The organism is Pseudomonas azerbaijanorientalis (genome assembly GCF_019139795.1).
Taxonomy (GTDB): domain Bacteria; phylum Pseudomonadota; class Gammaproteobacteria; order Pseudomonadales; family Pseudomonadaceae; genus Aquipseudomonas; species Aquipseudomonas laurylsulfatiphila.
In genome coordinates, this window is sequence record NZ_CP077078.1 from 783,502 (window position 1) to 807,907 (window position 24,406).

General features: G+C 61.1%; 20 protein-coding genes. 1 reads left to right on the forward strand and 19 read right to left on the reverse strand.

Features of this window, described 5'->3' with window-relative positions; all coding sequences use genetic code 11:
* The first annotated feature begins 55 nt into the window (after nucleotides 1–55).
* On the forward strand, nucleotides 56–5,326 hold the full coding sequence (locus KSS91_RS03430; protein ID WP_217837053.1) for a dermonecrotic toxin domain-containing protein: 5,271 nt from the start codon (nucleotides 56–58) through the stop codon (nucleotides 5,324–5,326).
* Between the two features lie 66 nt (nucleotides 5,327–5,392).
* On the opposite strand, the gene ureC is transcribed toward KSS91_RS03430, so the two are convergent.
* The 19 genes from ureC to KSS91_RS03525 form a co-directional block, all read right to left on the reverse strand.
* Complete coding sequence (ureC, locus tag KSS91_RS03435; protein ID WP_217837054.1) at nucleotides 5,393–7,093, reverse strand: urease subunit alpha; 1,701 nt, start codon at nucleotides 7,091–7,093, stop codon at nucleotides 5,393–5,395.
* A 140-nt stretch (nucleotides 7,094–7,233) separates the two neighbouring features.
* Entirely contained in the window at nucleotides 7,234–7,539 is a 306-nt protein-coding gene (locus tag KSS91_RS03440; protein WP_007979653.1) for an urease subunit beta, read from the reverse strand.
* A complete protein-coding gene (locus tag KSS91_RS03445) occupies nucleotides 7,539–8,072 on the reverse strand; it encodes a GNAT family N-acetyltransferase (protein ID WP_217837055.1) in 534 nt (177 codons plus the stop codon). Before KSS91_RS03445 ends, KSS91_RS03440 begins: the two co-directional genes overlap by 1 nt.
* A gap of 6 nt (nucleotides 8,073–8,078) precedes the next feature.
* Nucleotides 8,079–8,612: a GNAT family N-acetyltransferase gene (locus tag KSS91_RS03450; protein ID WP_015093270.1), complete on the reverse strand. Its 534-nt coding sequence runs from the start codon at nucleotides 8,610–8,612 to the stop codon at nucleotides 8,079–8,081.
* Between the two features lie 9 nt (nucleotides 8,613–8,621).
* Nucleotides 8,622–8,924: an urease subunit gamma gene (locus tag KSS91_RS03455; protein WP_015093271.1), complete on the reverse strand. Its 303-nt coding sequence runs from the start codon at nucleotides 8,922–8,924 to the stop codon at nucleotides 8,622–8,624.
* Nucleotides 8,925–9,079: 155 nt separating this feature from the next.
* Nucleotides 9,080–9,919 carry an urease accessory protein UreD gene (locus KSS91_RS03460; RefSeq protein ID WP_217837056.1) on the reverse strand — a complete coding sequence of 280 codons (840 nt, stop codon included), beginning with the start codon at nucleotides 9,917–9,919 and terminating at the stop codon, nucleotides 9,080–9,082.
* 165 nt (nucleotides 9,920–10,084) lie between these two features.
* The gene (gene urtE, locus KSS91_RS03465) at nucleotides 10,085–10,783 is read right to left on the reverse strand and encodes an urea ABC transporter ATP-binding subunit UrtE (protein WP_126048981.1); all 699 of its coding nucleotides are present in this window, start codon (nucleotides 10,781–10,783) and stop codon (nucleotides 10,085–10,087) included.
* Nucleotides 10,784–10,915: 132 nt separating this feature from the next.
* Nucleotides 10,916–11,785: an urea ABC transporter ATP-binding protein UrtD gene (gene urtD / locus KSS91_RS03470; protein WP_015093274.1), complete on the reverse strand. Its 870-nt coding sequence runs from the start codon at nucleotides 11,783–11,785 to the stop codon at nucleotides 10,916–10,918.
* Nucleotides 11,782–12,861, reverse strand: a complete 1,080-nt coding sequence (urtC, locus tag KSS91_RS03475; RefSeq protein ID WP_217837057.1) for an urea ABC transporter permease subunit UrtC — start codon at nucleotides 12,859–12,861, stop codon at nucleotides 11,782–11,784. The genes urtD and urtC overlap by 4 nt, the downstream gene beginning before the upstream one ends.
* Nucleotides 12,861–14,363 (reverse strand): urea ABC transporter permease subunit UrtB, encoded by a 1,503-nt coding sequence (gene urtB / locus KSS91_RS03480; RefSeq protein ID WP_217837058.1) that lies wholly within the window; start codon nucleotides 14,361–14,363, stop codon nucleotides 12,861–12,863. The genes urtC and urtB overlap by 1 nt, the downstream gene beginning before the upstream one ends.
* Nucleotides 14,364–14,526: 163 nt before the next feature.
* On the reverse strand, nucleotides 14,527–15,792 hold the full coding sequence (gene urtA / locus KSS91_RS03485) for an urea ABC transporter substrate-binding protein (protein ID WP_007979634.1): 1,266 nt from the start codon (nucleotides 15,790–15,792) through the stop codon (nucleotides 14,527–14,529).
* Between the two features lie 317 nt (nucleotides 15,793–16,109).
* Nucleotides 16,110–16,532, reverse strand: a complete 423-nt coding sequence (locus KSS91_RS03490) for a hypothetical protein (protein ID WP_217837059.1) — start codon at nucleotides 16,530–16,532, stop codon at nucleotides 16,110–16,112.
* A 200-nt stretch (nucleotides 16,533–16,732) separates the two neighbouring features.
* The gene (locus KSS91_RS03495; protein ID WP_217837060.1) at nucleotides 16,733–17,743 is read right to left on the reverse strand and encodes a FecCD family ABC transporter permease; all 1,011 of its coding nucleotides are present in this window, start codon (nucleotides 17,741–17,743) and stop codon (nucleotides 16,733–16,735) included.
* The gene (locus tag KSS91_RS03500; protein WP_217837061.1) at nucleotides 17,740–18,699 is read right to left on the reverse strand and encodes an ABC transporter substrate-binding protein; all 960 of its coding nucleotides are present in this window, start codon (nucleotides 18,697–18,699) and stop codon (nucleotides 17,740–17,742) included. Before KSS91_RS03500 ends, KSS91_RS03495 begins: the two co-directional genes overlap by 4 nt.
* Nucleotides 18,696–19,484 carry an ABC transporter ATP-binding protein gene (locus KSS91_RS03505; RefSeq protein ID WP_015093281.1) on the reverse strand — a complete coding sequence of 263 codons (789 nt, stop codon included), beginning with the start codon at nucleotides 19,482–19,484 and terminating at the stop codon, nucleotides 18,696–18,698. The genes KSS91_RS03500 and KSS91_RS03505 overlap by 4 nt, the downstream gene beginning before the upstream one ends.
* Nucleotides 19,485–19,664: 180 nt before the next feature.
* On the reverse strand, nucleotides 19,665–21,044 hold the full coding sequence (locus KSS91_RS03510) for a PepSY-associated TM helix domain-containing protein (protein ID WP_217837062.1): 1,380 nt from the start codon (nucleotides 21,042–21,044) through the stop codon (nucleotides 19,665–19,667).
* A 101-nt stretch (nucleotides 21,045–21,145) separates the two neighbouring features.
* A complete protein-coding gene (locus tag KSS91_RS03515; protein ID WP_437179727.1) occupies nucleotides 21,146–23,215 on the reverse strand; it encodes a TonB-dependent copper receptor in 2,070 nt (689 codons plus the stop codon).
* A gap of 239 nt (nucleotides 23,216–23,454) precedes the next feature.
* A complete protein-coding gene (locus tag KSS91_RS03520) occupies nucleotides 23,455–23,898 on the reverse strand; it encodes a DUF2946 domain-containing protein (RefSeq protein WP_217837064.1) in 444 nt (147 codons plus the stop codon).
* Between the two features lie 21 nt (nucleotides 23,899–23,919).
* Nucleotides 23,920–24,399: a copper chaperone PCu(A)C gene (locus tag KSS91_RS03525; protein ID WP_217837065.1), complete on the reverse strand. Its 480-nt coding sequence runs from the start codon at nucleotides 24,397–24,399 to the stop codon at nucleotides 23,920–23,922.
* Nucleotides 24,400–24,406 lie beyond the last annotated feature (7 nt).

A 24,406-nucleotide genomic window follows, 5' to 3' on the forward strand; every position in this document is an offset into this window, starting at 1 on the left:
GCGGGCGGGTTGGCGAAGCTGTGGGTTCAAATCCAGCCATCAAGGTGTTGTAAAAGTGTCTGAATTGCATGGAAGCCATTCACAGCAAACCATTGAAACCACAGGCGTCGAACACCAGGGCGTGCATTACCGTCGCGTATTCGACGGGATACCGGGCGCCCTGAAAAATGCCCCGCTTGCAAGGCTCAAATCCCTCGAAACCCTGAAGCCGGTGATGCCCGAGTGGTACAGCGGCGCACGGGCCATGGACCGCCAGTACCTGAAGCAGTTGATCGAGGAGCGCTGGCGTGTGCAGGGCGTACTGGACAAAACCCTGGGCAGCTTGCAACACGACATTGAGGCCTTCGCCAAACCGCTGCTCAGGGAGATGTTGCAGGCGAATTTCAGCTCGGTGGAACGCGTCGACGAACTCAGCGTGCAGCTCGAGGTGCCAAGTACGATCATCTTCGGCATCGACACCGGCGCCAGTCGCGTCCGCCAGTCCACCTTGCTGGAGGCGGCACTGCACAACTTCGAGGAAGCTGAAACCGTCGAAGGGGCGTTCCGAGACAGTTCCGGTATTTACCGCAAGGACAGTCGGGGCGGTCTCAGCCTGGAGCCGGCCATTGCCCTGCCGGATTTTGCCGCGTTGTGCCGTAGCCTGGACATCGGCGGGCAATACCAGCGGCACATCAAGTCCGTCCTGTTGCCCGATACCCCGCAAGCACAGCGAACTTTGCAACAAGACTCGGTGGCCAGTGAACAGGCGGCCTTTCATGTGGCCGCACTGATTGCCCGATTGAAGGGCGATATCAGTGACCATGCCTACGTCAAATTGGGCCAGGTGCGTGAGGGGCAGGCAAACATCACGCTGTACGACCGGCCGTTGCATTGTCATCGTTTGTCGCTGATGGGTTTTCGGTTGACCGGCATCGTGTTGTTCAGCGCGGTCAGCGAGCCATCGCAAATAAGGCGCGAAATTGAAGCGCTGACGCCGGCCCTGTTGAGGTTCTGGATCGACTGGTCGCGCCGTATTCCTGTTCTGCCGGGCCGGGAATACGATCAATTCAAACTGTTGCAAGCCTTCTTCGCCAATGGGCCGCAGGGGTTGAGCGATGAGCTGTTGCGCCGCGACGATATCTATCAACAGAGTCGTGTAAGCGGTCCGTTGATCGCCTATGTGCCCGATGATCCTGACCATCCGTTGAAGGAGTATCCCTCGCTGACCGCGTTCATGAAGGCGCTGCTGGGTCAGTTGAGAAGTACCGATTACCAGGCTTTTTTCAGCCGCTTTGTGGCGCAGAAGGACAAGGGGCTGTTTTTCGCCCGGGTCAAAGAGCGTCTCACGACCTACACCTGGCATGAGCGCGAACCGCTGGACATGGGTCCATGGTGGCGTGAAACGGCGGTCGAAAATCCCGATGCGGAACCGGTGACTAACCAGATCCGCGATGAACTGTGGGCCACGCTGTTTGTGGAGCGCCGCGACAAGGCCATCGCCGATGCCCGGCTGATCGCCGTACCGACCGGCGACGAGGATGCCAACGCACGCTTCAAGCGCCTGACCGGTTACCTGTCGATCGGCTGGAATGTTTTCAATTTCGCCGCAATGCTGGTGCCGGGGCTGGGTGAAGTCATGCTTGGCATCATGGTCGCGCAAATGCTCGCCGAGGTTGCCGAAGGCGTCGAGGACTGGAGCAAGGGTGACAAGGAACAGGCTTCGGCGTACTTCAACGGGGTCTTGATCAACTTCGCGCAACTGGCACTGATGGGCGCCGGACATGTGTTGCCCGGCACAGCTGTCGCACCGATCAAGGTGTCGCCGTTTGTCGAGGGGCTCAAGCCAGTGGAAGTCGGCGGCAAGGTGCGGTTGTGGAACCCTGATCTCGCCCCTTATGAGCAAAAGACCGCATTGCCCGATGGGGCGAAGGCTGGTGACACTGGGCTGTACCGTTATCAGGAGCAAGACCTGCTACGCCTCGATGACAAATGCTATGCCGTCAGGCAAGACCCGGACACTGGCCAGCATCGGCTGCAACACCCGACTCGCGCCGAAGCCTATCAGCCGCTGTTGGAGCACAACGGTGCCGGCAGCTGGAAGACTGAGCTCGATCAACCGCTCGAATGGGATCGGCGTGTAGTGCTCAGGCGTCTGGGCGCTTCGGTGGAGGGGCTGTCCGATGAGACCCTGGAGCAGGTTTTGACTGCCAGCGGTGTGCATGAAAACACCTTGCGCCGGCTCCATGTCGAACATGAAACTCCGCCCGCGTCATTGGCCGATACTCTCAAGCGCTTCAAGGCCCATGCCGATGCCGAAGCCGGTGCGCAACAGATTCTGGCCCATCGGATCAGTAACGATTGGGCGGATTACTCGCTTCGACTCATGACGGAATTGCGCGGCTGGCCCGGCGACAAGGCCATTGAAGTCTTCCAGGGACCGGGCCTGACCGGTGTATCGATCAAGGAAGGCTACGCCAATGCGTCAACGACCAATGCCTTGCAGATGACCTGGTCTGAACTGCTTGCGGGTGAGTTGCCGGAACGGGTGGTCGGTTTCCTTGACGAAACAGCGCTACGCGAACTGCTTGGAGAAGGGTATTCCGGTGACCAGGCGAATCGTGCCCAGGCACTTTGTGATCAATGGGCGGCGCTGGCGCGTCAGCGCAAAAGTCAGTTGTTCGACCTGTTGTACAAGCGCCGTACTCGGTCGGACGATCCGTTGGTGAACATGCTCAAGGATGATGGGGCTGATATCTCTGTCAGTCAGGCGCAGGAGTTGCTGAGTGAAGCGCATCCCTCGGATGTGCAGCATTTGAACGAAAAAAAACGTGTCCCGTTGAGACTGGCTCAACAAGCTCGGGAGGCAGCGGAACAACTGCGTGTGACACGGGCTTATGAAGGCCTGTACCTCGACGCACTGCACAATCGCGATACCGCACGCCTGGAGCTGCACTCGCTGGCCGCATTGCCGGGCTGGCCGGCGGATCTGCGTCTGGAAATCCGTGAGTATTCATTCACGGGATCACTGACCGACAGCCTCGGCCCCGTCGACGCGACGACCCGCAAAGTGCTGGTCCTGGGTGAGGATGGCCAATACGAGGCACGGGACGGCAGCGATCAACAGCTGCACGGTGCGGACAATCTGTACGCGGCAGTGCTGCATGCCTTGCCCGACTCTGAGCGCACAGCGCTTGGCTTTGAAATCCATGAGTCTTCACGCCTTGAGCAAGCGGTCAGGGCGCAGCCGCTGGATCGATCCCGGTTTGAGCCGATTCTGCGGGACCACCCGATCACCAGGCCGGCTTACGACCCGAGCGTCATGCGCTTGCGTGGCGGCATGCGTGGCTATGCCCGACAAGCACCGCAAGGCGTGGGGCTGCGACAACGGGCTCATGCACTGTATCCGGATTTTACTTCGGAGGAAGTCGAGGCACTGCTGGCGGGTTTCGGTCAGGGCGAAGGGGCGGTGCATGAACGGCTGACCGTGCTGGAGGCCGAGTTCAACCAATTGAACCGTGCCCTGCAACGCTGGATGAATTCGCCGACGCAATCCGCTCGTTTTACCCCGGCGGGCGTGGCGGAATGGCATGCGCGAAACAACATCTACAAAACGCTCAGGCAATGCTGGCAGCGCACCGGGCCGGAGGGCATCGAGGCTTTCGGGGTAGTGCGGCCGCAGGCGTTGAGTCTGGACAACATTCCCAGTCTGAGCCGACTGCTGGAAACCCTGCCGAGACTGGAGGCCAACTTCGATCATGTCACCAGCCTGAGTCTGCGCGGTGGGCAGTTGCGTTCCGGGAACCTGTCGTTCCTCGACTCGTTCCATCAGGTGCGCTACCTCAATCTGCAAGACAATCTGCTGACGACGCTTCCGCAGGCGGTGAAAGACATGCGTCATCTCACTCACCTGTTTCTTGACGGCAATAACATTGAACTGGATGCATTGGCGCTCGATCACCTGAAAAACCTGACGCGCATGGCATTCCTGCGCTTGCGCGGCAACCCGCTCAAGCTCATTCCGAACATCAGCCGAATGCCGCATTTGCAGGTGTTGTTGCTGGGCGAAACCGGACTGGACAGTTGGCCCGTCGGGCTGTTTTCGCAATCGCGACCGCGCAGTATCTACCTTGACTTGAGCAGCAACCCGATCAGTCGGATACCCGAGGTCGCACCCGGTTCATTTCGCGCAGAGCTACTGGCGCGTACCGTAATCAGCCGGGGCCCGCGTTGGATCTCGTCGGAAAATCTCGAGATCCTCAAGTCTTACATCGAGTCGGTCGGCATGGACCCGGACCGCCCATACCCACCCCGAGGTCTGCTCGACAGCGCGGAATGGTGGATGGGCATGACCGAGCGGCAATGGCAGGAAAAGCAGGAAGTCTGGAACGACGTTGAAGACGAGTTTGGTTCGGTGCCGTTTTTCAATGAACTGCGCAAGCTCACCCAGTCCGCCGACTTCAAGGCCGGCGGTGACTATCAGACGGAACTGACGACCAAGGTCTGGCGCATGCTCGAAGCCATGGCCAGCGACAGTGAACTGCGAAGCAAGCTGTTCAACGAGGCGGCAACGCCCACCGAGTGCGTGGATGGCGGCACGCAACTGTTCAATGCCATGGGCGTGCAGGTGATGGTGCACGAAGCCTACGCCCTGATGCGTGCGGACCTGATCGAGGCGCAATTGCTGGAACTGGCCCTGGGCAAGTCCCGGCTCGATGAACTCGGTGCCATCGCCCGTCAGCGGGTGTCTGCGCGGTTGGCTAACGGCGAACGGTTCCGTCGCTACGACGCCAATGGCGATGTGATCGGCACTATCGATGAAGTGGAAGTGCACCTGGCCTACATGACCGATCTGGCGGAGCGTCTGGATTTGCCGTGGCAGGCGCGGGGCATGCAGTTTCGCAATATCGCCGGTGTGAGCAAGGAGATGATCGAAGCAGCGTTCCAGCGGATCAAGGCACTGGAGGAAGGTGATCTGCTGATTGATCGCCTCTTCGAGCAACCGCTCTGGCGAGCCTGGCTGGAGACTACTTACCGCGAGGAATTGAACGGCTTGAAGCGCAGGATCGACGCGACCACCGATTTGCAGGATGCATTGCAGCGTCGGGCCGATGGTACGCGGCTCACCGCCGAGGGAAAGGCGGCGGTGGAGGCGGAAATCAAGGGGTTGTGCAGTGAGTTGGGCAAAAGTGAAACTGACTTTGTGGACGGCAAGCTGATGACTGACGAGGAATATGTTCAAGCCTTGGATGACATCGATCTGCAGATTACGCAGTTGCTGAAAAAACTGACACGGGAAGCGATGATTCGGGCCAAGCTGGATCGGCTGCGGATTGACTCCGTTCAGTAATCACGGAAAAAACAAAGGCCTCGACACAGGGTGTGCGAGGCCTTTGCTCGTGTCGTGATTGCCGGGTCAGAACAGGAAGTAACGCTGGGCCATCGGCAATGTCTCAGCCGGTTCACACCACAGCAAAACCCCATCGGCCTTGACCTGATAGGTCTGCGGATCGACGTCGATTTTCGGCAGGTAGTCGTTATGGATCAGGTCGGTTTTCTGCACGTCGCGGCAACCTTTGACCACTGCGATTTTCTTCTTCAAACCCAGCGCTTCAGGCAAGCCTGCCTCCTGCGCCGCCAGACTGATGAAGGTCATGCTGGTGGCGTGCAGCGAACCGCCGAAGCTGGCGAACATCGGGCGGTAGTGCACCGGTTGCGGTGTCGGGATCGAGGCATTGGCGTCGCCCATCAGGCTGGCCGCGATGGCACCGCCCTTGAGAATCAGCGTCGGTTTCACGCCGAAAAACGCCGGACGCCAGAGCACCAGGTCCGCCCATTTGCCCACTTCGACCGAACCCACTTCATGGCTGATGCCGTGGGTGATCGCCGGGTTGATGGTGTACTTGGCGATGTAGCGCTTGGCGCGGAAGTTGTCATTGCCCTCACCATCACCGGGCAGCGGCCCGCGTTGTTTTTTCATCTTGTCGGCGGTCTGCCAGGTGCGGGTGATGACTTCACCGACCCGCCCCATGGCCTGGCTGTCGGAGCTGATCATCGAGAACGCACCGAGGTCGTGGAGGATGTCTTCGGCGGCAATCGTCTCGCGGCGAATGCGGCTTTCGGCGAAGGCCACATCCTCGGCAATGCTTGGGTCGAGGTGATGGCAGACCATCAGCATGTCGAGGTGTTCGTCGATGGTGTTGCGGGTGAACGGCCGGGTCGGGTTGGTCGAACTCGGCAGCACGTTGGCAAAACCGCAGGCCTTGATGATGTCCGGCGCGTGACCGCCACCGGCACCTTCGGTGTGATAGGTGTGAATGGTGCGGCCCTTGAAGGCGGCGAGGGTGGTCTCGACGAAACCGGATTCGTTGAGGGTGTCGGTGTGGATCGCCACCTGCACGTCGAACCGGTCGGCCACGCTCAGGCAGTTGTCGATGCTCGCGGGTGTGGTGCCCCAGTCCTCATGCAACTTGAGGCCGATGGCACCGGCCTTGACCTGTTCGATCAACGGCTCCGGCAAGCTGGCGTTGCCCTTGCCGGTGAGGCCGATGTTCATCGGGAACGCGTCGACGGCCTGAAGCATGCGCGCCAGGTGCCACGGCCCGGAGGTGCATGTGGTCGCATTGGTGCCGGTGGCCGGTCCGGTGCCGCCACCGATCATGGTGGTGATACCGCTCATCAATGCCTCTTCGATCTGCTGCGGGCAGATGAAGTGGATGTGGGTGTCGATGCCGCCGGCGGTGAGGATCATGCCTTCACCGGCGATGACTTCGGTGCTGGCGCCAATGGCGATGTTGACGTTGGGCTGGATGTCCGGATTGCCGGCCTTGCCGATCGCCGCGATGCGCCCGTCCTTGAGACCGACGTCTGCCTTCACGATACCCCAGTGATCGATGATCAGCGCGTTGGTGATCAGGGTGTCGACCACTTCGGCGGCCAGCAACTGGCTCTGACCCTGGCCGTCACGAATGACCTTGCCGCCACCGAATTTCACTTCTTCGCCGTAGGTGGTGAAGTCCTGTTCCACTTCGATCCACAATTCGGTATCGGCCAGGCGCACCTTGTCACCGACGGTGGGACCGAACATGTCGGCGTAGGCTTGTCTTGAGATTTTCATGCGCTTGCCTTGGGGGTTTAATTGGATTTGAGATCGTTCGCTGCGCTCACTATCGCGAGCAAGCTCGCTCCCACAGAGGAACGCGATCAACTGTGGGAGCGAGCTTGCTCGCGATGACGCCAGTGCGGCCGCAGCGTTACTTAAAGATCGCCCATGATCCTGCCGGCAAACCCGAACACCCGACGATGCCCCGCCAGATCCACCAACTCCACCTCGCGACTCTGCCCCGGTTCGAAACGCACCGCCGTGCCGGCCGGGATATTCAGGCGCATGCCACGACTGGCGGCACGGTCGAACGCCAGGGCGTCGTTGGTTTCGAAAAAGTGATAATGCGAGCCGACCTGGATCGGCCGGTCACCACTGTTGGCCACCTTCAGGCTGATCGTGCGGCGGCCGACGTTGAGTTCGATGTCACCGGGCTGGATCTGGTATTCACCGGGAATCATCATTGGGCTCCTTGGAGAATCTTGTAATAAAGGGCGGTCGGTTTGTAGCGGCCGCTCGGGTCGCAGGCGTAGTCGGGAACTTCACCGGCGCGGGTATAGCCCAGCGATTGGTAGAAGGCTTCGGCGGGCGAACCGGCCTCGGTGTCGAGGTACAGCATGCCGCGCTTGTGCTGCAGGGCGGCCGCCTCCAGAGCGCTCATCAGTTGCTGGCCAAGACCGCGACGCCGGGCATGTTCGCGCACCAGCAGCTTTTGCACTTCGGCGCGGTTCAGGCCGTTGGCTTTCTGGCACAAACCCAACTGCACGCTGGCCTGCACCTGTTCGTCCTTGACCACCACCCACAGCAACAGATTGCCCTTGTTCAGGTTGTCCTGGACCTCATCGAAATAGGCGTGTGCCTGGGTCGCATCGAGGCCGGCCATGAAGCCGACACTGGCCCCGTAGCCGACGGCGTCGAGCAGCAGGTCGATCAGGCCCTGACGATAGTGCGCAAAGCTTTCAACGTTGACGCGTCGCAGTTGGGCGGCGTTCATCGGGTATTACTCCTGGTTGATGCCTGGCGGCTGCGCGCCGGGGTTGAGGGTCAGTTGCATGAACGTCAGATCCAGCCAGCGGCCGAATTTGGTGCCGACCTGAGGCATTTGCCCGGTGGTGATGAAACCGATGCGCTCATGCAAGCGAATGGACGCGGCGTTACCGCTTTCGATGGCGGCGACCATCACGTGCTTGCCGCAGCCTTTGGCGCGCTCGACCAGCGCTTCCATCAGTTGTGGGCCGAGGCCGTTGCCGCGCTGGTCGCTGCGCACGTAGACCGAGTGCTCGACGGTGTGGCGGAAACCATCGAAAGGTCGCCAGTCACCGAATGAGGCATAGCCCAGTACCGAGTTTTCACCATCGACGATCACCAGAATCGGGTAAGCCTGGGATTGCCGGGCGCTGAACCAGGCCTGGCGGTTGCCGAGGTCGACCGCCTGTTCATTCCAGATCGCCGTGGTGTTGAGCACGGCGTCGTTGTAGATGTCACAGATGGCCGGCAAGTCGGCATGCACGGCATCGCGGATGCGGTAAGTCATGGCGCGGCCTCAGGCGATGGGTTGGTGGACGGTGACCAGTTTGGTGCCATCGGGAAAGGTGGCCTCGACCTGGATTTCCGGGATCATTTCCGGGATGCCTTCCATCACTTGTTCGCGAGTCAGCAGGGTGGTGCCCAGGTGCATCAGGTCGGCCACGGTCTGGCCGTCACGGGCGCCTTCGAGCAGAGCCGCGGAGATATAGGCCATGGTTTCCGGGTAATTGAGTTTCACGCCGCGCGCCAAACGCCGCTCGGCCACCAGGCCCGCGGTGAAGATCAGCAGCTTGTCTTTTTCGCGTGGGGTCAAGTCCATCGTAGACATCCATCTGGGCAGATTAAAAAGTTCGGATCTGTGAGTACAAACCCTGTGGGAGCGGGCTTGCTCGCGAATGCGGAGTGTCATTCAACATCAATGCTGACTGGCCCACCACATTCGCGAGCAAGCCCGCTCCCACATTCGATCGCATTTCAGGTGCTCCATATTCTGGGTGATACGGCCTCGCGACCCAGAAGGGCGGGGCGTAACAACTTCCAAAGTTCAATCAACCATCCCCGCGCCAACAACGCCTCACTCGCCAGGCACCGTGCAACCAGTAACCCCGGCAACTGGGTCAAATCCCCGCGCACGTCGTTGGGCAGCGAGCGGCAGGACTCCAGCAGTTCGCTATCGATCTCACCCGTCACCAACAACGTGGCAAACACCGGCTGCCCGTCGAGCCCGATGGGCGAGTCAAGTAAACCGTCCGCTCCGACAATGCGCTGACGTTCATGCCAGAGCAACTGGCCGTCGCGGCGCACATCCAGGCGTGCCTGGAAATGCCCGAGGTCGAAGCGCTCGCCACTGGCCGGACGGCCCAGGGCCACGACGTCCCAGTAGAACAGACGCGCATCGCCTTCAAGGTCGATGGCGGTGCTGAGTTCAGCCTGGGCCGCACTGAAAATGATCGTCTCCTGGGGCAGCCATTCCAGTGTCGCACCGGCCGCCGCCTTCAACTTCAATTGCTGAAAGGCCGGGCCGGCAGCGCGATACCACTTGGCCGCGCCGGGGCTGGTGATTTGCGCCCAGGCATTGCCCTCGACGCTGGCAGAAATATCCAGTCGATCGCCGCCGGCAATTCCGCCGGGTGGGTGGACGATGATGTGCTGGCAGACTTCCGGCCCTTCGGCATACAGGTGCTTTTGTACCCGTAGCGGGCCTTTGTGCCGGCGCTGGACCGGGCGCGTGGTGTTGTCGAATCGGGCGTAGCCCAGTTCCAGTTCGGCGTGCCAACTGGGGGTGAACAAAACGCCTGAAGCTGGAAGAGTCATAGTCAATGCTTGTCGAGAGGTCATCAGGATGTTTGCAAAGGCTGTGCCGCCAGACATTGCAGGCAGGATGAGGCTGTTGAGTGTTGCGACGCACCAATAGCGTGCGAAACCGAAGCTTTGGCGCGACAAATTGGTGCCCTGTCAATAAAGGCGGACGGTGACGGCTCAGATGGTAACGAGCCCGCGTACGCCCTCCGCTTCCATGTTTTCTCCACGGCCCTGTTGCACGATCTCGCCCCGGGACATCACCAGGTATTGGTCAGCCAGTTCGGCGGCGAAATCGTAGAACTGCTCCACCAGCAGAATGGCCATGTCGCCCCGGGCCGCGAGTTTTTTGATCACGGCACCGATCTCCTTGATCACCGACGGCTGGATGCCTTCGGTGGGCTCGTCGAGGATCAGCAGGCGAGGGCGGCTGGCCAGCGCGCGACCGATGGCCAGTTGCTGTTGCTGGCCGCCGGACAGATCGCCGCCGCGCCGCTGCTTCATTTGCAACAGCACCGGGAACAGCTCGTAGATAAACGCCGGGACTTCCCTGGCTTCGCTGCCGGGAAACCGCGACAGCCCCATCAGCAGGTTCTCTTCCACGGTGAGGCGGCCGAAGATCTCCCGGCCCTGGGGTACGTAGGCAATACCGGCATGCACTCGCTGGTGCGGCTTGAACGCAGTGATGGGTTTGCCTTCCCAGTTCACCGCGCCTTCCCTGGCTGGCAGCAGGCCCATCAGGCATTTGAGCAGGGTGGTCTTGCCCACGCCGTTGCGCCCGAGCAGACAGGTGACTTCGCCGACCTTCACGTCAAACGTCAGGCCGCGCAGGATGTGGCTTCCGCCGTAGTATTGGTGCAGTTTTTCGACTTGTAGCATTCTCAAATACTCCTCAATTCCCCTGTGGGAGCGGGCTTGCTCGCGAATGCGGACTGACATTCAACATTTGCATCGACGGACACACTGCTTTCGCGAGCAAGCCCGCTCCCACATTGGTATGTGTTTGCAGGTCTATCGACCGAGATACACCTCGATCACCCGCTCGTTGTCCTGCACCTGCTCCAGTGAGCCCTCGGCCAGCACGCTGCCCTGATGCAACACGGTGACGTGGTCGGCAATCGAGCCGACGAAGCCCATGTCGTGTTCCACCACCATCAGCGAATGCTTGCCGGCCAGGCGCTTGAACAGCTCGGCGGTGAATTCGGTTTCGGCGTCGGTCATGCCCGCCACCGGTTCATCGAGCAGCAGCAATTGCGGGTCCTGCATCAGCAGCATGCCGATCTCGAGGAACTGTTTCTGGCCGTGGGACAGCAGGCCGGCCGGGCGATTGACCGAACTGGTCAAGCGAATGGTATCCAGCACTTCGGCGATGCGGTCTTTCTGCTCGCCGCTCAAGCGCGCCCGCAAGCTGGCCCACACCGACTTGTCGGTTTTCTGCGCCAGTTCCAGGTTCTCGAACACGCTCAAGGCTTCGAACACCGTCGGCTTCTGGAACTTGCGCCCGATGCCGGCCTGGGCGATCTGCACTTCGCCCATCTGCGTCAGGTCCAGGGTTTCGCCGAACCAGGCTTTGCCGTGGCTGGGGCGAGTCTTGCCGGTGATTACGTCCATCAGCGTGGTCTTGCCTGCGCCATTGGGGCCGATGATGCAGCGCAGTTCGCCGACGCCGATGTACAGGTTCAAATCGTTCAGCGCCTTGAAGCCGTCGAAGCTGACGCTGATGTCTTCCAGGGTCAGGATGGTGCCGTGGCGTGTATTCAGGCCTTTGCCGGCGCGCTGGCCAAGACCGATGGCGTCGCGGCTGCTGCCGGCGTCCTTGTTGGGTTCTACGGGGAAAAACGCCGGTTCGAGCATGAATTCAGCGGTTGCCGTGATTCTCATGATTCACCTCCTTTCTTCAGCAGACCGATCACGCCTTTGGGCAGGTACAGGGTCACGACGATGAACAGCGCGCCGAGGAAGAACAGCCAGTACTCGGGGAACGCCACGGTGAACCAGCTCTTCATGCCGTTGACCACACCGGCGCCGAGCAACGGACCGATCAAGGTGCCACGACCGCCGAGGGCGACCCATACGGCGGCTTCGATCGAGTTGGTTGGCGACATTTCACTCGGGTTGATGATGCCGACTTGTGGCACGTACAGCGCACCGGCCAGACCACACAACACCGCGCTCAACACCCAGACAAACAACTTGAACCCGCGCGGATCGTAGCCGCAGAACATCAGGCGGTTCTCCGCATCGCGCAGTGCGGTCAGCACCCGCCCGAACTTGCTCTGCGCCAGGCGCCAGCCGATGTACAGGCTCGCCACCAGCAACAGCACCGTGGCGAAAAACAGCACCGCGCGGGTGCCCGGTTCGGTGATGCCAAAGCCGAGAATGGTGCGGAAGTTGGTGAAGCCGTTGTTGCCGCCAAAACCGGTTTCGTTGCGGAAGAACAGCAACATGCCAGCGAAGGTCAGGGCCTGGGTCATGATCGAGAAATACACGCCCTTGATCCGCGAACGGAAGGCGAAGAAACCGAACACCAGCGCCAGCAACCCCGGCGCCAATACCACCAGGCACAGGGTCCAGAGGAAGCTACTGGTGCCGGTCCAGAACCACGGCATTTCAGTCCACGACAGGAACGTCATGAACGCCGGCAAGCCATCGCCCGAAGCCTGGCGCATCAGGTACATGCCCATGGCATAGCCGCCGAGGGCGAAGAACAGGCCGTGCCCCAGGGACAGCAGGCCGGCGTAGCCCCAGACTAGATCGAGCGCCAGGGCGACGATGGCGTAGCAGAGAATCTTGCCCGCCAACGTCAGCGTATAGGCTGAAACATGCAGCGTGTTGTCCACCGGTAACAACGACAGCAGCGGTAACGCCAGCAACACAATGAGGATCACTGCGCCGATGGCAATCGAGACTTTGGGGCCGGCTTTTTGGGTCGCGGTAACGAGTAGTGGCTGGTTCATCAGTCGATCACCCGTCCTTTGAGTGCGAAGAGGCCTTGCGGACGTTTCTGGATGAACAGAATGATCAGCGCGAGGATGAGGATCTTGCCGAGCACCGCACCGATCTGCGGTTCGAGAATCTTGTTGGCTATCCCTAAGCCGAATGCCGCCAGCACGCTACCGGCCAACTGGCCGACACCACCGAGCACCACCACCAGGAACGAGTCGATGATGTAGCTCTGGCCGAGGTCCGGGCCGACGTTGCCGATCTGGCTCAGGGCCACGCCACCGAGGCCGGCGATGCCCGAGCCGAGACCGAAGGCGAGCATGTCGACGCGCCCGGTGGGCACGCCGCAGCAGGCGGCCATGTTGCGATTCTGGGTGACCGCTCGCACGTTCAGGCCCAGGCGTGTCTTGTTCAGCAGCAGCCAGGTCAGCACCACCACAAACAGCGCAAAGGCAATGATGACGATGCGGTTGTAGGGCAGCACGAGATTGGGCAGCACCTGAATCCCGCCCGACAGCCAGGCCGGGTTGGCCACTTCGACGTTCTGCGCGCCGAACAGCAACCGAACAAGCTGAATCAGCATCAGGCTGATGCCCCAGGTGGCGAGCAGGGTTTCCAGTGGTCGGCCATAAAGGTGGCGAATCACCGTGCGCTCCAGCGCCATGCCGATGGCGGCGGTGACGAAAAATGCCACGGGTAGCGCGATCAGCGGATAGAACTCGATGGCCTGCGGGGCGAAGCGCTGGAACATCAGTTGCACCACATAGGTCGAGTAGGCGCCGAGCATCAGCATCTCGCCGTGAGCCATGTTGATCACGCCAAGCAGGCCGAAGGTGATCGCAAGGCCCAGTGCCGCGAGCAGCAGGATCGAACCGAGGGACATGCCGCTGAACGCCTGGCCCAGCATCTCGCCGACCAGCAGTTTGCGCTTGACCTGGGCGAGGCTGGTTTCAGCGGCAGTGCGCACCATCGCATCGGTTTCAACGCCCGGCTCCAGCAGGCTTTCGAGGCGGGTGCGGGCCAGCGGATCGCCGGTTTCGCCGAGCAGGCGCACGGCAGCGAGGCGCACGGCCGGATCGCCGTCGACCAGTTGCAGATTGGCCAGGGCCAGGCTGAGGGCTGCGTGGACGCCTTCATCCGTTTCACCCGCCAGTTGCTGGTCGAGAAATTTCAATTGCGCCGGTTTGGCACTCTTCTGCAATTGCTGCGCGGCGGCCAGACGGATTTTGGCGTCGGCGGCGAGCAACTGATGACTGGCCAGGGCCGAGTCGATCAGACCCCGCAGGCGGTTGTTCAGGCGCAGGGTTTTCGGTTGCCCGTCGATGGTCAGTTCGCCTTGTTGCAGGGCATCGATCAACTCGATACGGGCCGGATCGGGCTGCGCGGCCCAGGCTTCCAGAAGTTTGGCTTGCTGCACGGGATTGGCGGCGACGAAGTCTTCGGCGTCGCCGGCGTGGGTGGCCATCGGCAGCAAGAGTGCGATGGCGAGGAGGAAGCGGTAGAGGGCAGTGGGCATATGCTTGGCCTTGCGCGGACTAAATGTGGGAGCGGGCTTGCTCGCGAAAGCGGTGTGTCTGTCACATGGTTGTTGGATGTGCCGCCGTCTTCGCGAGCAAGCCCGCTCCCACAGGAATCGTGTCGGGTCTGAACTCCATGTTCGGCCCCGACACCCAATGGCTTTAGTTGCTCTTCACCGCATACTCCGGCTTCTTGTCGTTGCCCTGGATGAACGGGCTCCACGGTTGGGCGCGGATCGGTCCTTCGGTCTGCCACACCACGTTGAACTGACCGTCAGACTGGATCTCACCGATCATCACCGGCTTGTGCAGGTGGTGATTGGTCTTGTCCATGGTCAGCGTGTAACCGGACGGCGCAGCAAAGGTCTGGCCGGCCAGGGCTTCGCGGACTTTGTCGACGTCGGTGGATTTGGCTTTTTCGGCGGCTTGCGCCCACATGTGGATGCCGACATAGGTGGCTTCCATCGGGTCGTTGGTCACCGCTTTGTCGGCGCCCGGCAGGTTGTGTTTCTTGGCGTAGGCTTTCCAGTCATCGACGAACTTCTTGTTCACCGGGTTCTCGACCGATTCGAAGTAGTTCCAAGCGGCGAGGTTGCCCACCAGTGGCTTGGTGTCGATGCCGCGCAGTTCTTCTTCGCCGACCGAGAACGCCACGACCGGAACGTCGGTGGCTTTCAGGCCCTGGTTGGCCAGCTCTTTATAGAACGGCACGTTGGAGTCGCCGTTGACGGTGGAGATGACGGCGGTCTTGCCGCCCGCCGAGAACTTCTTGATGTTGGCGACGATGGTCTGGTAGTCGCTGTGACCGAAGGGGGTGTAGACCTCTTCGATGTCCTTGTCGGCCACACCTTTGGAGTGCAGGAACGAGCGCAGGATCTTGTTGGTGGTGCGCGGGTAGACGTAGTCGGTGCCGAGCAGGAAGTAGCGCTTGGCGCTGCCGCCTTCTTCGCTCATCAGGTATTCAACGGCGGGGATCGCCTGCTGGTTCGGCGCGGCGCCGGTGTAGAACACGTTCGGCGACATTTCTTCGCCTTCGTACTGCACCGGGTAGAACAGCAGGCCATTGAGCTCTTCGAACACCGGCAGTACCGATTTGCGCGACACCGAAGTCCAGCAGCCGAACACCACGGCGACCTTGTCCTGGGTCAGCAACTGACGACCCTTTTCGGCGAACAGCGGCCAGTTCGACGCCGGGTCGACCACCACCGGTTCCAGCATCTTGCCGTTCACGCCGCCCTTGGCGTTGATCTCGTCGATGGTCATCAGCGCCATGTCTTTCAACGACGTTTCGGAGATCGCCATGGTCCCGGACAACGAATGCAGAATACCGACCTTGATGGTCTCGGCGGCCTGGACGGTCCAGGTCATGCCCATTGCGGCAATGGATGCCGAGAGAGTGAAAGCCTTGATCAAACTGCGACGCTTCATTGTGCGATCTCCATGAACTTATGAATTTTCTTGGTTGGCAGATGCGGACTACTGAAGGGTCTTTAGCAAGGGCTGTGCCCGGTCGGGGAAAGGTACGGGAATGGCGTTTTAGAGCGGTTGTGCGGTTTGATGGCGCACCATGAAGGATCGCTGCAGGCGTATTGGTGCGAAGCGTTGCGCCAGATTGGGGCGGGCAGCATCGATCAATTGTGGGAGCGGGCTTGCTCGCGAAAGCGTCAGGTCAGTCGATTACAGTGTCGACTGATCCACTGCTTTCGCGAGCAAGCCCGCTCCCACAAAGTCAGCGGCGCATCAACTCAGCTTTTGATGCAGGTTTCAAAGCCATGCCCGCCACCTTCGTACTCCGGGCCATAGTAGTACTTGGTGAATGAGGTTTTCCCATCAGGCGTGGAAGCGATGTTCGCTATTCCGACACCGTAGTCCTTATGCGACGGATCCGTATGGGCAAAGTAAATCGCCAGGGAATTCAAGTTGGCGGCGGCAAACCCGTCATACCGGGAGTTGTCGAGGAGCGTCAGGGTAAAACCGTAGGCGCCATGTTCGCCGGTGCTTTGTTCGGCATTGAGTTTCATGTCGACAACTCCTTCAAACGCACCGATATGGCTGTCCATCCCGGTGCATTGATATCGGCCGCTGTAGTCAACGCCAGTAAAGGGTGGCTTGGCTGCCCATGCAGGCGTTGAAACAAGTGCGATGGATATGATGAGTTTTTTGAACATGGTTAGCTCTTTCCGCTCTTGTAAGAGTTGTGACGATTAAGGTGTAGGAATAATCATCATTGAAGTGCGCGAGTGTTTTTATTATTCAACTCGCGGGAGCGGAGTATGAGCGTGGTAATGGATTTGTTAAGTGCTAACCCAATACGAGGTTTTTCCAGGCATGCATGCAGTTTTGAAGTTTGTTTTAATTAAACATGACGTTAACGACGTCGCATCAAACCGATGAAGAACAACCCGCCAATCGCCGCCGTGGCCACTCCGATAGGCAAGTCTTCGGGCGCGATCATCGTCCGGGCGGCGATGTCGACCCAGACCAGAAACACGCTGCCGAGCAACACGCACGCCGGCAGCACCCTTCGGTGTTCAGCCCCGACCAGACGCCGTGCGATGTGCGGCACCATCAGTCCGACAAAACCGATCGAGCCGCTGATCGACACCAGCACTCCGGTCATCAGCGATGCAATCAGAAATACCCGCAGGCGCACGGTGCGCGCATTCAGGCCCAGGGTCACCGCCGTCTGCTCACCGGCCATCAGCGCATTCAACGGTCGCGCCATGCCCAGCAGCAACACCAGCCCGAACAACACACTGGCGGTCGGTACCGCCAGCAATTCCCAGCGCGCCAGCCCGAGTCCGCCGAGCATCCAGAACATCACCGCCGAACTGGCTCGATGGTCGCCCAGGAACAGCAACAAATTGGCGATCGCCATCATCACGAACGACACCGCCACGCCGCACAGCAACAGGCGATCACTGTCGAGGCGACCGTGGCGGCTGGCGATCATCAGCACCACCAGCATGCTCAGCAATGCACCGATGAAGGCTGCGACCGGCAAGGTCAGCAGGCCAACGATTTCTCCGACATGCAACACCACGATCACCGCGCCCAACGTCGCGCCGGAGGTGACGCCAAGTAAATGCGGGTCAGCCAGCGGATTGCGCGTCACCGCTTGCAGCACGGCGCCGATCAAAGCCAGCCCGGCGCCCACGAGTGCGCCGAGCAGCATGCGCGGGACACGGATCAGCCAGACGATATGTTCCTGCCCGGGGCTCCAGTGCGGCACACCGAAGCCGAACAGTTTGTGCAACAGAATGCGCCACACCACGTCCAGCGGTACCCGCGCCGGGCCGAAACCCAGGGACACCACGCACGACACCAGCAACAGCGCACCGAGGGCAATCAGCAACAGGGCGTAGCGACGGTTGATCATTCGCTGTGGAAGCCCTTGGCCAGGGTGGCGACCGCCAGCACGTTATCGATGCCCGGCGTGGCCTGCACGTACGGGATGACGATGAAGCGCCGGTGCTTGATCGCGTCCACCGATTGCAGGGCCTTGTTGGCCAGCAGGAACTGAATCTTCTGTTCGGCAGTGATTTCGCTGTAGTCGACGATCACGATCACCTGTGGATTGTGTTCGACCACGCTTTCCCAGTTGACCCGGGTCCAGCTTGCCTCGACATCCTCCAGGATGTTGCGCCCGCCAGCGGCGTCGATCAGTGCTTGCGGCATGCCCAGGCGGCCTGAGGTCATGGCCCGGTCTTCGCCGCTGTCGTACAGGAAGACCCGCGGTCTTTGCGCGGGCAGGGTTTTGCGAATGTTGGCCACTTGCGCCTGCATGTGGGCGACCAGGGCGTTGGCGCGGTCCTGCACGTCGAAGATCCTGCCGAGGTTGCGCAGGTCGTTGTAGGTGTCTTCGAGGCTGGCCGGTGGGCGCTTCATCACGAAGGCGCAGGATTCGCTCAGCTCATACACATTGATGCCCAGCGGCTGCAGGGTCTGCGGAGTGAGATCGCCGCCCACGCGCATGCCGTAGTCCCAGCCGGCGAAGAGGAAATCGACGTTGGCATCGAGCAGGGTTTCCACCGACGGGTACTTGGCCGCCAGTTCCGGCAGACCGTCGAGCAGCGACTGCATGTCGGGTGTCACGGCCTTCCAGCCACTGACGCCGCTGTAGCCGGCCATTCGTGGTTTGAGGCCGAGGGCGAGCATCATCTGGGTCATGTTGATGTCGTGGCTGAGGGCGTGTTGCGGTGCTTGCGTGAAGGTCACTTCGCGGTTGCAGCTTTTGACTGTCAGCGGGTAATGGGTGGCTTCGGCCAAGGCCTGGGCGCTGATCGACAGCATCACGAGGCAGAGGCCGGAGCGCAGCAGGGAACGCAAATTCATGGTTGGGTTATCCAGGTGATTCGTGGGTAGCCGTGCAGCGGATGGTCATCGATAAGCGCGTCGACGCCAAACACATTGCGCAGCAGGGCGGTGGTGAGCACCTCTTGCGGTGTGCCGCTGGCGACGATGCGACCATGGTTGATCACGTACAGCCGATCACAAAAAGCCGCCGCCAGGTTGAGGTCGTGGATGCTCGCCAGGGTGCCGATGTTCAGGTGCTTGACCAACTTCAACAGCTCAAGCTGATAGCGTGGGTCGAGGTGGTTGGTCGGCTCGTCGAGGATCAGCAGTTGCGGTTGCTGGGCCAGGGCTCGGGCGAGGATAACCCGCTGTTTTTCACCGCCTGAGAGGGTGGCGAACTCATGGTCATCGAAGCCCTTGAGGCCGACGGACTCCAGCGCCTGATGAATGAGTGTCGAGTCCTCGAGCGAGTCGCCATCGAACAGGCCTTTGTGCGGCGTGCGGCCCATGGCGACCACTTCCTCGACGGTCAGGCCGAAGGCGTCGGGGAACTCCTGCAAGACCACGGCGATGCGTTGCGCACACCAGCGCGAGGATTGCTTCCAGACATTCTGATGATCAAGCCTGACCTCGCCGTGCTCCGGTTTACTGAAGCGCCAGGCACAACGCAACAGGCTGGTCTTGCCACTGCCGTTGGGGCCGATCAACCCGACGAACTCACCTGCGGCCACGTGCACGGAGGCATCACGCAGCTGGAATTGATGATGGCAATGGCCGTGGCCCAGGGGCGTCCAGGAAATGTTTGCGAGGTTCAGCGAGGTCATGCAGTGGCTCTTGAGGTGATGCTGATGGCCTCTTCGCGAGCAAGCCCGCTCCCACAGCAATTGCGCAAATCCTGTGGGAGCGGGCTTGCCCGCGAAGAGGCCCGAAAGGATACCCTCAATGCGAGAGGGTGACGCGCGGGGCAGTTTACAGCCCCTTGAGCCCCGCGCATCTCAGCTGTTTCATGATGAAGATGAGGCGTTCTCAGTCTGCCGGGTAAAACGCGACAGCAGCACACGATCCAGCACCCACACCACCACCAGCGAAGCGCCCACCAACGGGAAGGCCACCGCGAGGGCGAACATGATCACCATGGCGGTTTTCCATTTCGGCAGGTCGTGGCGCAGCGGCGGTACGCCGAGTTTTCCTTGCGGACGACGCTTCCACCAGATCACCACGCCGCTGACCGCGCTGAGCAGGATCATCAGGCAGATCAGCAACACGATGATCTGATTGAGCGTGCCGAACATCTTGCCTTCGTGCAGCATCACGCCGATTTCCGTGGCGCGGGCGACGGCGCCATATTGCTCGTAACGCACATCGGCAAGGACCTTGCCGGTGTACTGGTCGATGTGCAACGTGGCGTCATTGCGCGGGTCATCGGCGAACACGGCGATGGTGAACACACCCGTGGCGGTCGTTGGCAAGGTGATGCTGTAGCCCGGCTCGACCTTGCTTTGGTTGGCGATGTTCTGCACGTCCTGCAGGCTGATGGTCGGTGCGGCCGGGCCGGCTTGCGCGCCATCGTGGGCCATGTGTTCGGCGTGGTCACCGGACATTGGCATCGGCGTGTTTTCCATGGCCCAGGGCACGGTCTGGCGGGTGGCGCTGTTGAGGCTGCGCGCCTCGACGTCGGACTTCGGTACGTTGTCCCACATTGCCGCCGGAAAGACATTCCACACGGCAGCGTATTGCTGGCCCCAGAAGCCGGTCCACGTCATGCCGCTGAGCAGCATCACCAGCAGCAGGGAGGCGCCCCAGAACCCGGTGACGGCATGCAAGTCACGCCAAAGCACCCGCCCGCGACTGCTCAGGCGTGGCCACAGAATGCCGGCGGCCTGACCGCGCGGCCACCACAGGAATACCCCGGACACTACCAGCACCACACCCCAACCGGCGGCCAGTTCGATCAGCCGATCGCCGACGGTGCCGATCATCAGCTCGCCGTGAATCGCGCGCGCAATGGCTTGCAGGTTCTTCTTGGCATCTTGCTCGCCGAGGATGTCGCCGTGGTACGGATCGACAAAAACGTTCAGCTCGGTGCCGTCGTTGATCACGACGAACTGGGCGCTGCGTTCGGCATTGACCGGTGGCAGGTACTGTTTGATCGTTGCCTGGGGATAGGCATCTTTTACCCGTTTGAGCAGGTCGTCGGCCGCGATGGTGTGATGACCGGCCGGCACGTTGAGCAGGCTGCTGTACATCAGCGAATCGAGTTGCGGCTTGAACAGGTAAATGGTGCCGGTCAGGGCCAGCATCACCATGAATGGCGCAACGAACAATCCGGCATAGAAATGCCAGCGCCAGGCCAGGTTGTAGAAGTTCACTTTGGGCTGTTTCATCACGTGTGCTCCGCATTGGCGAATCAATTGTTTTTTTTAAAAGATCGCAGTACGCATTCCCTGTAGGAGCTGGCGAAGCCTGCGATCTTTTGATCTTGTTGTCAGAAGCTCATGTCCACCTTGGTCCAGAGCGTGCGCCCCGGCTCCTTGATGGCTTGCGGGTCATTGGCCGGGTAGCCGAAGCCGGCGTTGCCGGCCAGGTTCAAGTGCTCGGCGTAAGCCTTGCCGAACAGGTTGTCGACGCCGCTGCTGACCTTCCAGTTGCTGTTGATCCGATAGGCACCGTTGAGGGAGAACACGCCGAACCCTGGCGTCTTGCCGAAGTCCTTGCCGACCACGTTGCCCTTGTTCTGGTCGATACGGTTTTGTGCGGCGACCACTCTCCACAGTGCGCCGGCACTCCAGTTGTCTTCGCTGTAGGTCAGGCCGAAACGGGCATCCAGCGGCGGCATCTGCGGCAATGCAGAGCCATCGCTGCTGTTCTTGCCCCAGGCGTAGGCCAGGGTCGCGTCGGCTTTCCAGTGTTCAGTGAGGCTGTACGCGGCGCCCAGTTCGCCGCCCATGATTCGTGCGTCGATGTTCTCGGCTTGCGAGGTCGTGCCCATCATTGTCGGGGTGTAGTTGAACAGGATGTAATCGCGCACCTGCCCGACGTAACCCGAGGCCCAGGCTTCGAGTGTTTCGGTCTTGTATTGCAGGCCGAAATCGAGCTGGGTGGTTTTTTCCGGTTTGATCGAGTCGAAGGCATTCACCGAACCGGCGGGGCCGGACTTGGGTGAAAACAGCTCCCAGTAATCCGGGAACCGCTGGGTGTGACCGAGGCCCGCGTACAAGGTGGTCGGGCTGTCGGCCAGGTCATGCTCGTAGCGGATGAAGCCGCTTGGCAGGGTGTCGGCGCGGGTGTCGTCGGCGGTCGGATTCGGGCGGGTCATCATTCCCGAGCCGATGGTCTGCCGATAATCCTTGGCCGAGGCGCGGTCCAGGCGTGCGCCGCTGATCAAGCGGTCACGGTCGGCGGCGTACCAGGTCAGTTCGCCGAACACACCGTAGTTATGGAAGTCGGCATCCTTGGTGTAGGGCAGGTCCTTGTAGGTGTCGACACCCATGGCACCGCGCTGGCGATGCTCGTTGGTCTGTGCGTCGATGCCGCTGATCAGCTGCACATCAGCCCAGCGCCAGGTGGCCTTGATCCGTGCGCCGAGGGTGCGGCGGTCGACGTTGGAGGCCATGGGGCCGGCCATCATGCCGGTGCCGGACGGCGTGCGCAGGGTGTAGTTGTCCATCACGTGGTCGGCGTAGTTGTAGTAGACCTGCGCCTCGACCGTATCCAGTACATCGCCGATGTTGGATTTCTCGAAGCGCAGGCCGAGGCTTTCGCGCAGGAACTGCGAACCGTCCATGCTGCGCCCGGCGTAGCGCGCTTCACCGTCACCCTTGCCGGCGGTCAGCTCCAGCAGGGTATCGGCATCCGGGGTCCAGCCGAGTGCGACGTCGCCGTTCCATTTGTCGTAGCGCGATGGGACGGTGTCGTTGTTGCCATCCTGGTAGTCGTCTGCATGTGCGGTGTTGCCGATTACCCGCACGTAGCCCAGTGGCCCGCCGGCAGCGGCGTCCACCAGTTTGTCGAAGCGCCCGTTGGAGCCGGCCAGCACACTGGCATTCACCCTCGTGCCGAGTTCGCCGAAGCTTTCCGGCTCGCGGTCGAACAGGATGGTGCCGGCCGAAGCGCCCGGTCCCCAGAGCACGGTTTGCGGGCCTTTGATCACGGTCAGCTTGTCGTAGGTTTCCGGCGAAATGTAGGAGGTCGGCGCGTCCATCCGCCCAGGACAGGCGCCAAGCATCATGCCGCCGTTGGTGAGGATGTTCAGGCGCGAGCCGAACATGCCGCGCAGCACCGGGTCGCCGTTGGTGCCGCCGTTGCGCACTTGGGCGAAGCCCGGAATGGTTTTGAGATAATCCGAGCCGTCGCTGGCCGGCACCGGTTGGCGCGGGTCCTTGGGGTTGGTGACGATGGTCAATGGCGAGCTGGGGGCAACGGCGGTAATCACCGTCGGGCTCAGTTCTTCAGTGTGACCGGCGTGTTCATCGGCCAGCGCGGAAGGCGCCAGCAATGCACTGCACAAAATCGCAGTGGCGTGCCTGAAACGAATGCCGGATTCGTTTTGGGCCATGGAGACTTGAGCTGGGCTCAAGCCTGTGTCAGCAGAAAACCTGGACATGAAATTTCCATCGAACAGTCGTAAACGACACGGCCGGCAGCCTGAAGCTTTCCCTGTGGGAGCGGGCTTGCTCGCGAAAGCAGTGTGCCAGGCGACATCAACTTTGACTGACACTCCCTCTTCGCGGGCAAGCCCGCTCCCACCGGTTGCTTGGGTTGTCTTGCGGACCGTGTGAGATCGGAGGTGGGTGTTTACGCGACGGCAGGCGGGGCGCGGGTGCGGGCGCCGGGGAAGACGGTTAGCCGGGCATGGCCCAGGCGCGGAGAGGGCGTGGTGAAGGTGTTGACAGGTGGAGTGACGAAGTTGGCGAAGAACACGCCGCCGGTCAGCGCCGGGCAATTGAACAGCAGGCTGCAATAGCCGCACTTTTCCCACAGCACATGGTGCCCTGGGGCTGGCGGGCAATGCTCGGCAGAGGTTTGCTTGCCGTGGTCGGCATGCTCCATCGCCGACATGTCCATGCTCATACCCGCAGGCATGCTCATCGACATGGCGCGCGAATCCATCGGCATCGACTGGGAAATCAGCGGACCGATAAAGATCATCAGCATGGCGAACAGGCTGATCCAGCTGCCGCGTGTCAGGCTCAATGCCTGACTGCGTGGCCTGGATGACCTGGCGCTAAGCGAGCGCATGGGCGTTTTCAGCTCAGGCGATTATGGATTGTGCATGTGCGCTTGCGTGCCGTCCGGCGCCTGCTTCTGCACCGCGACTTCGACCGTCACGTCACCGGCTTTCTCGAAGTGCAGTGTCATGGGGAAGCGCTTGCCGTCAACCAGCAGGCTGCGGTCCTTCAGACCCAGCAACATCACGTGATAGGCCATCGGTGCGAAAGTGACCTCGCCACCTGCGGGCACTTCCACGCTCGGTACGTGCTGCATTTTCATCATGTCGCCTTGCATCACGTGCTCATGCAATTGCGCTTCGCCGGCAATGGGGGTGTCGACGCTGAGCAGGCGGTCGGCGGTCATGCCTTCGTTGTCGATCACGAAATACGCCGCAACGGTGGGCGCATTGGGTGGCAACTCCTGAGACCACGGATGGGCGATTTCCAGCGTGCCGACCTTGTATTCGTGGGCATTGGCAAAGCAGGCAGGCTGCAGCAACGCGGCCAGAACGATGAGTTTGTTCAACATGGCAGTT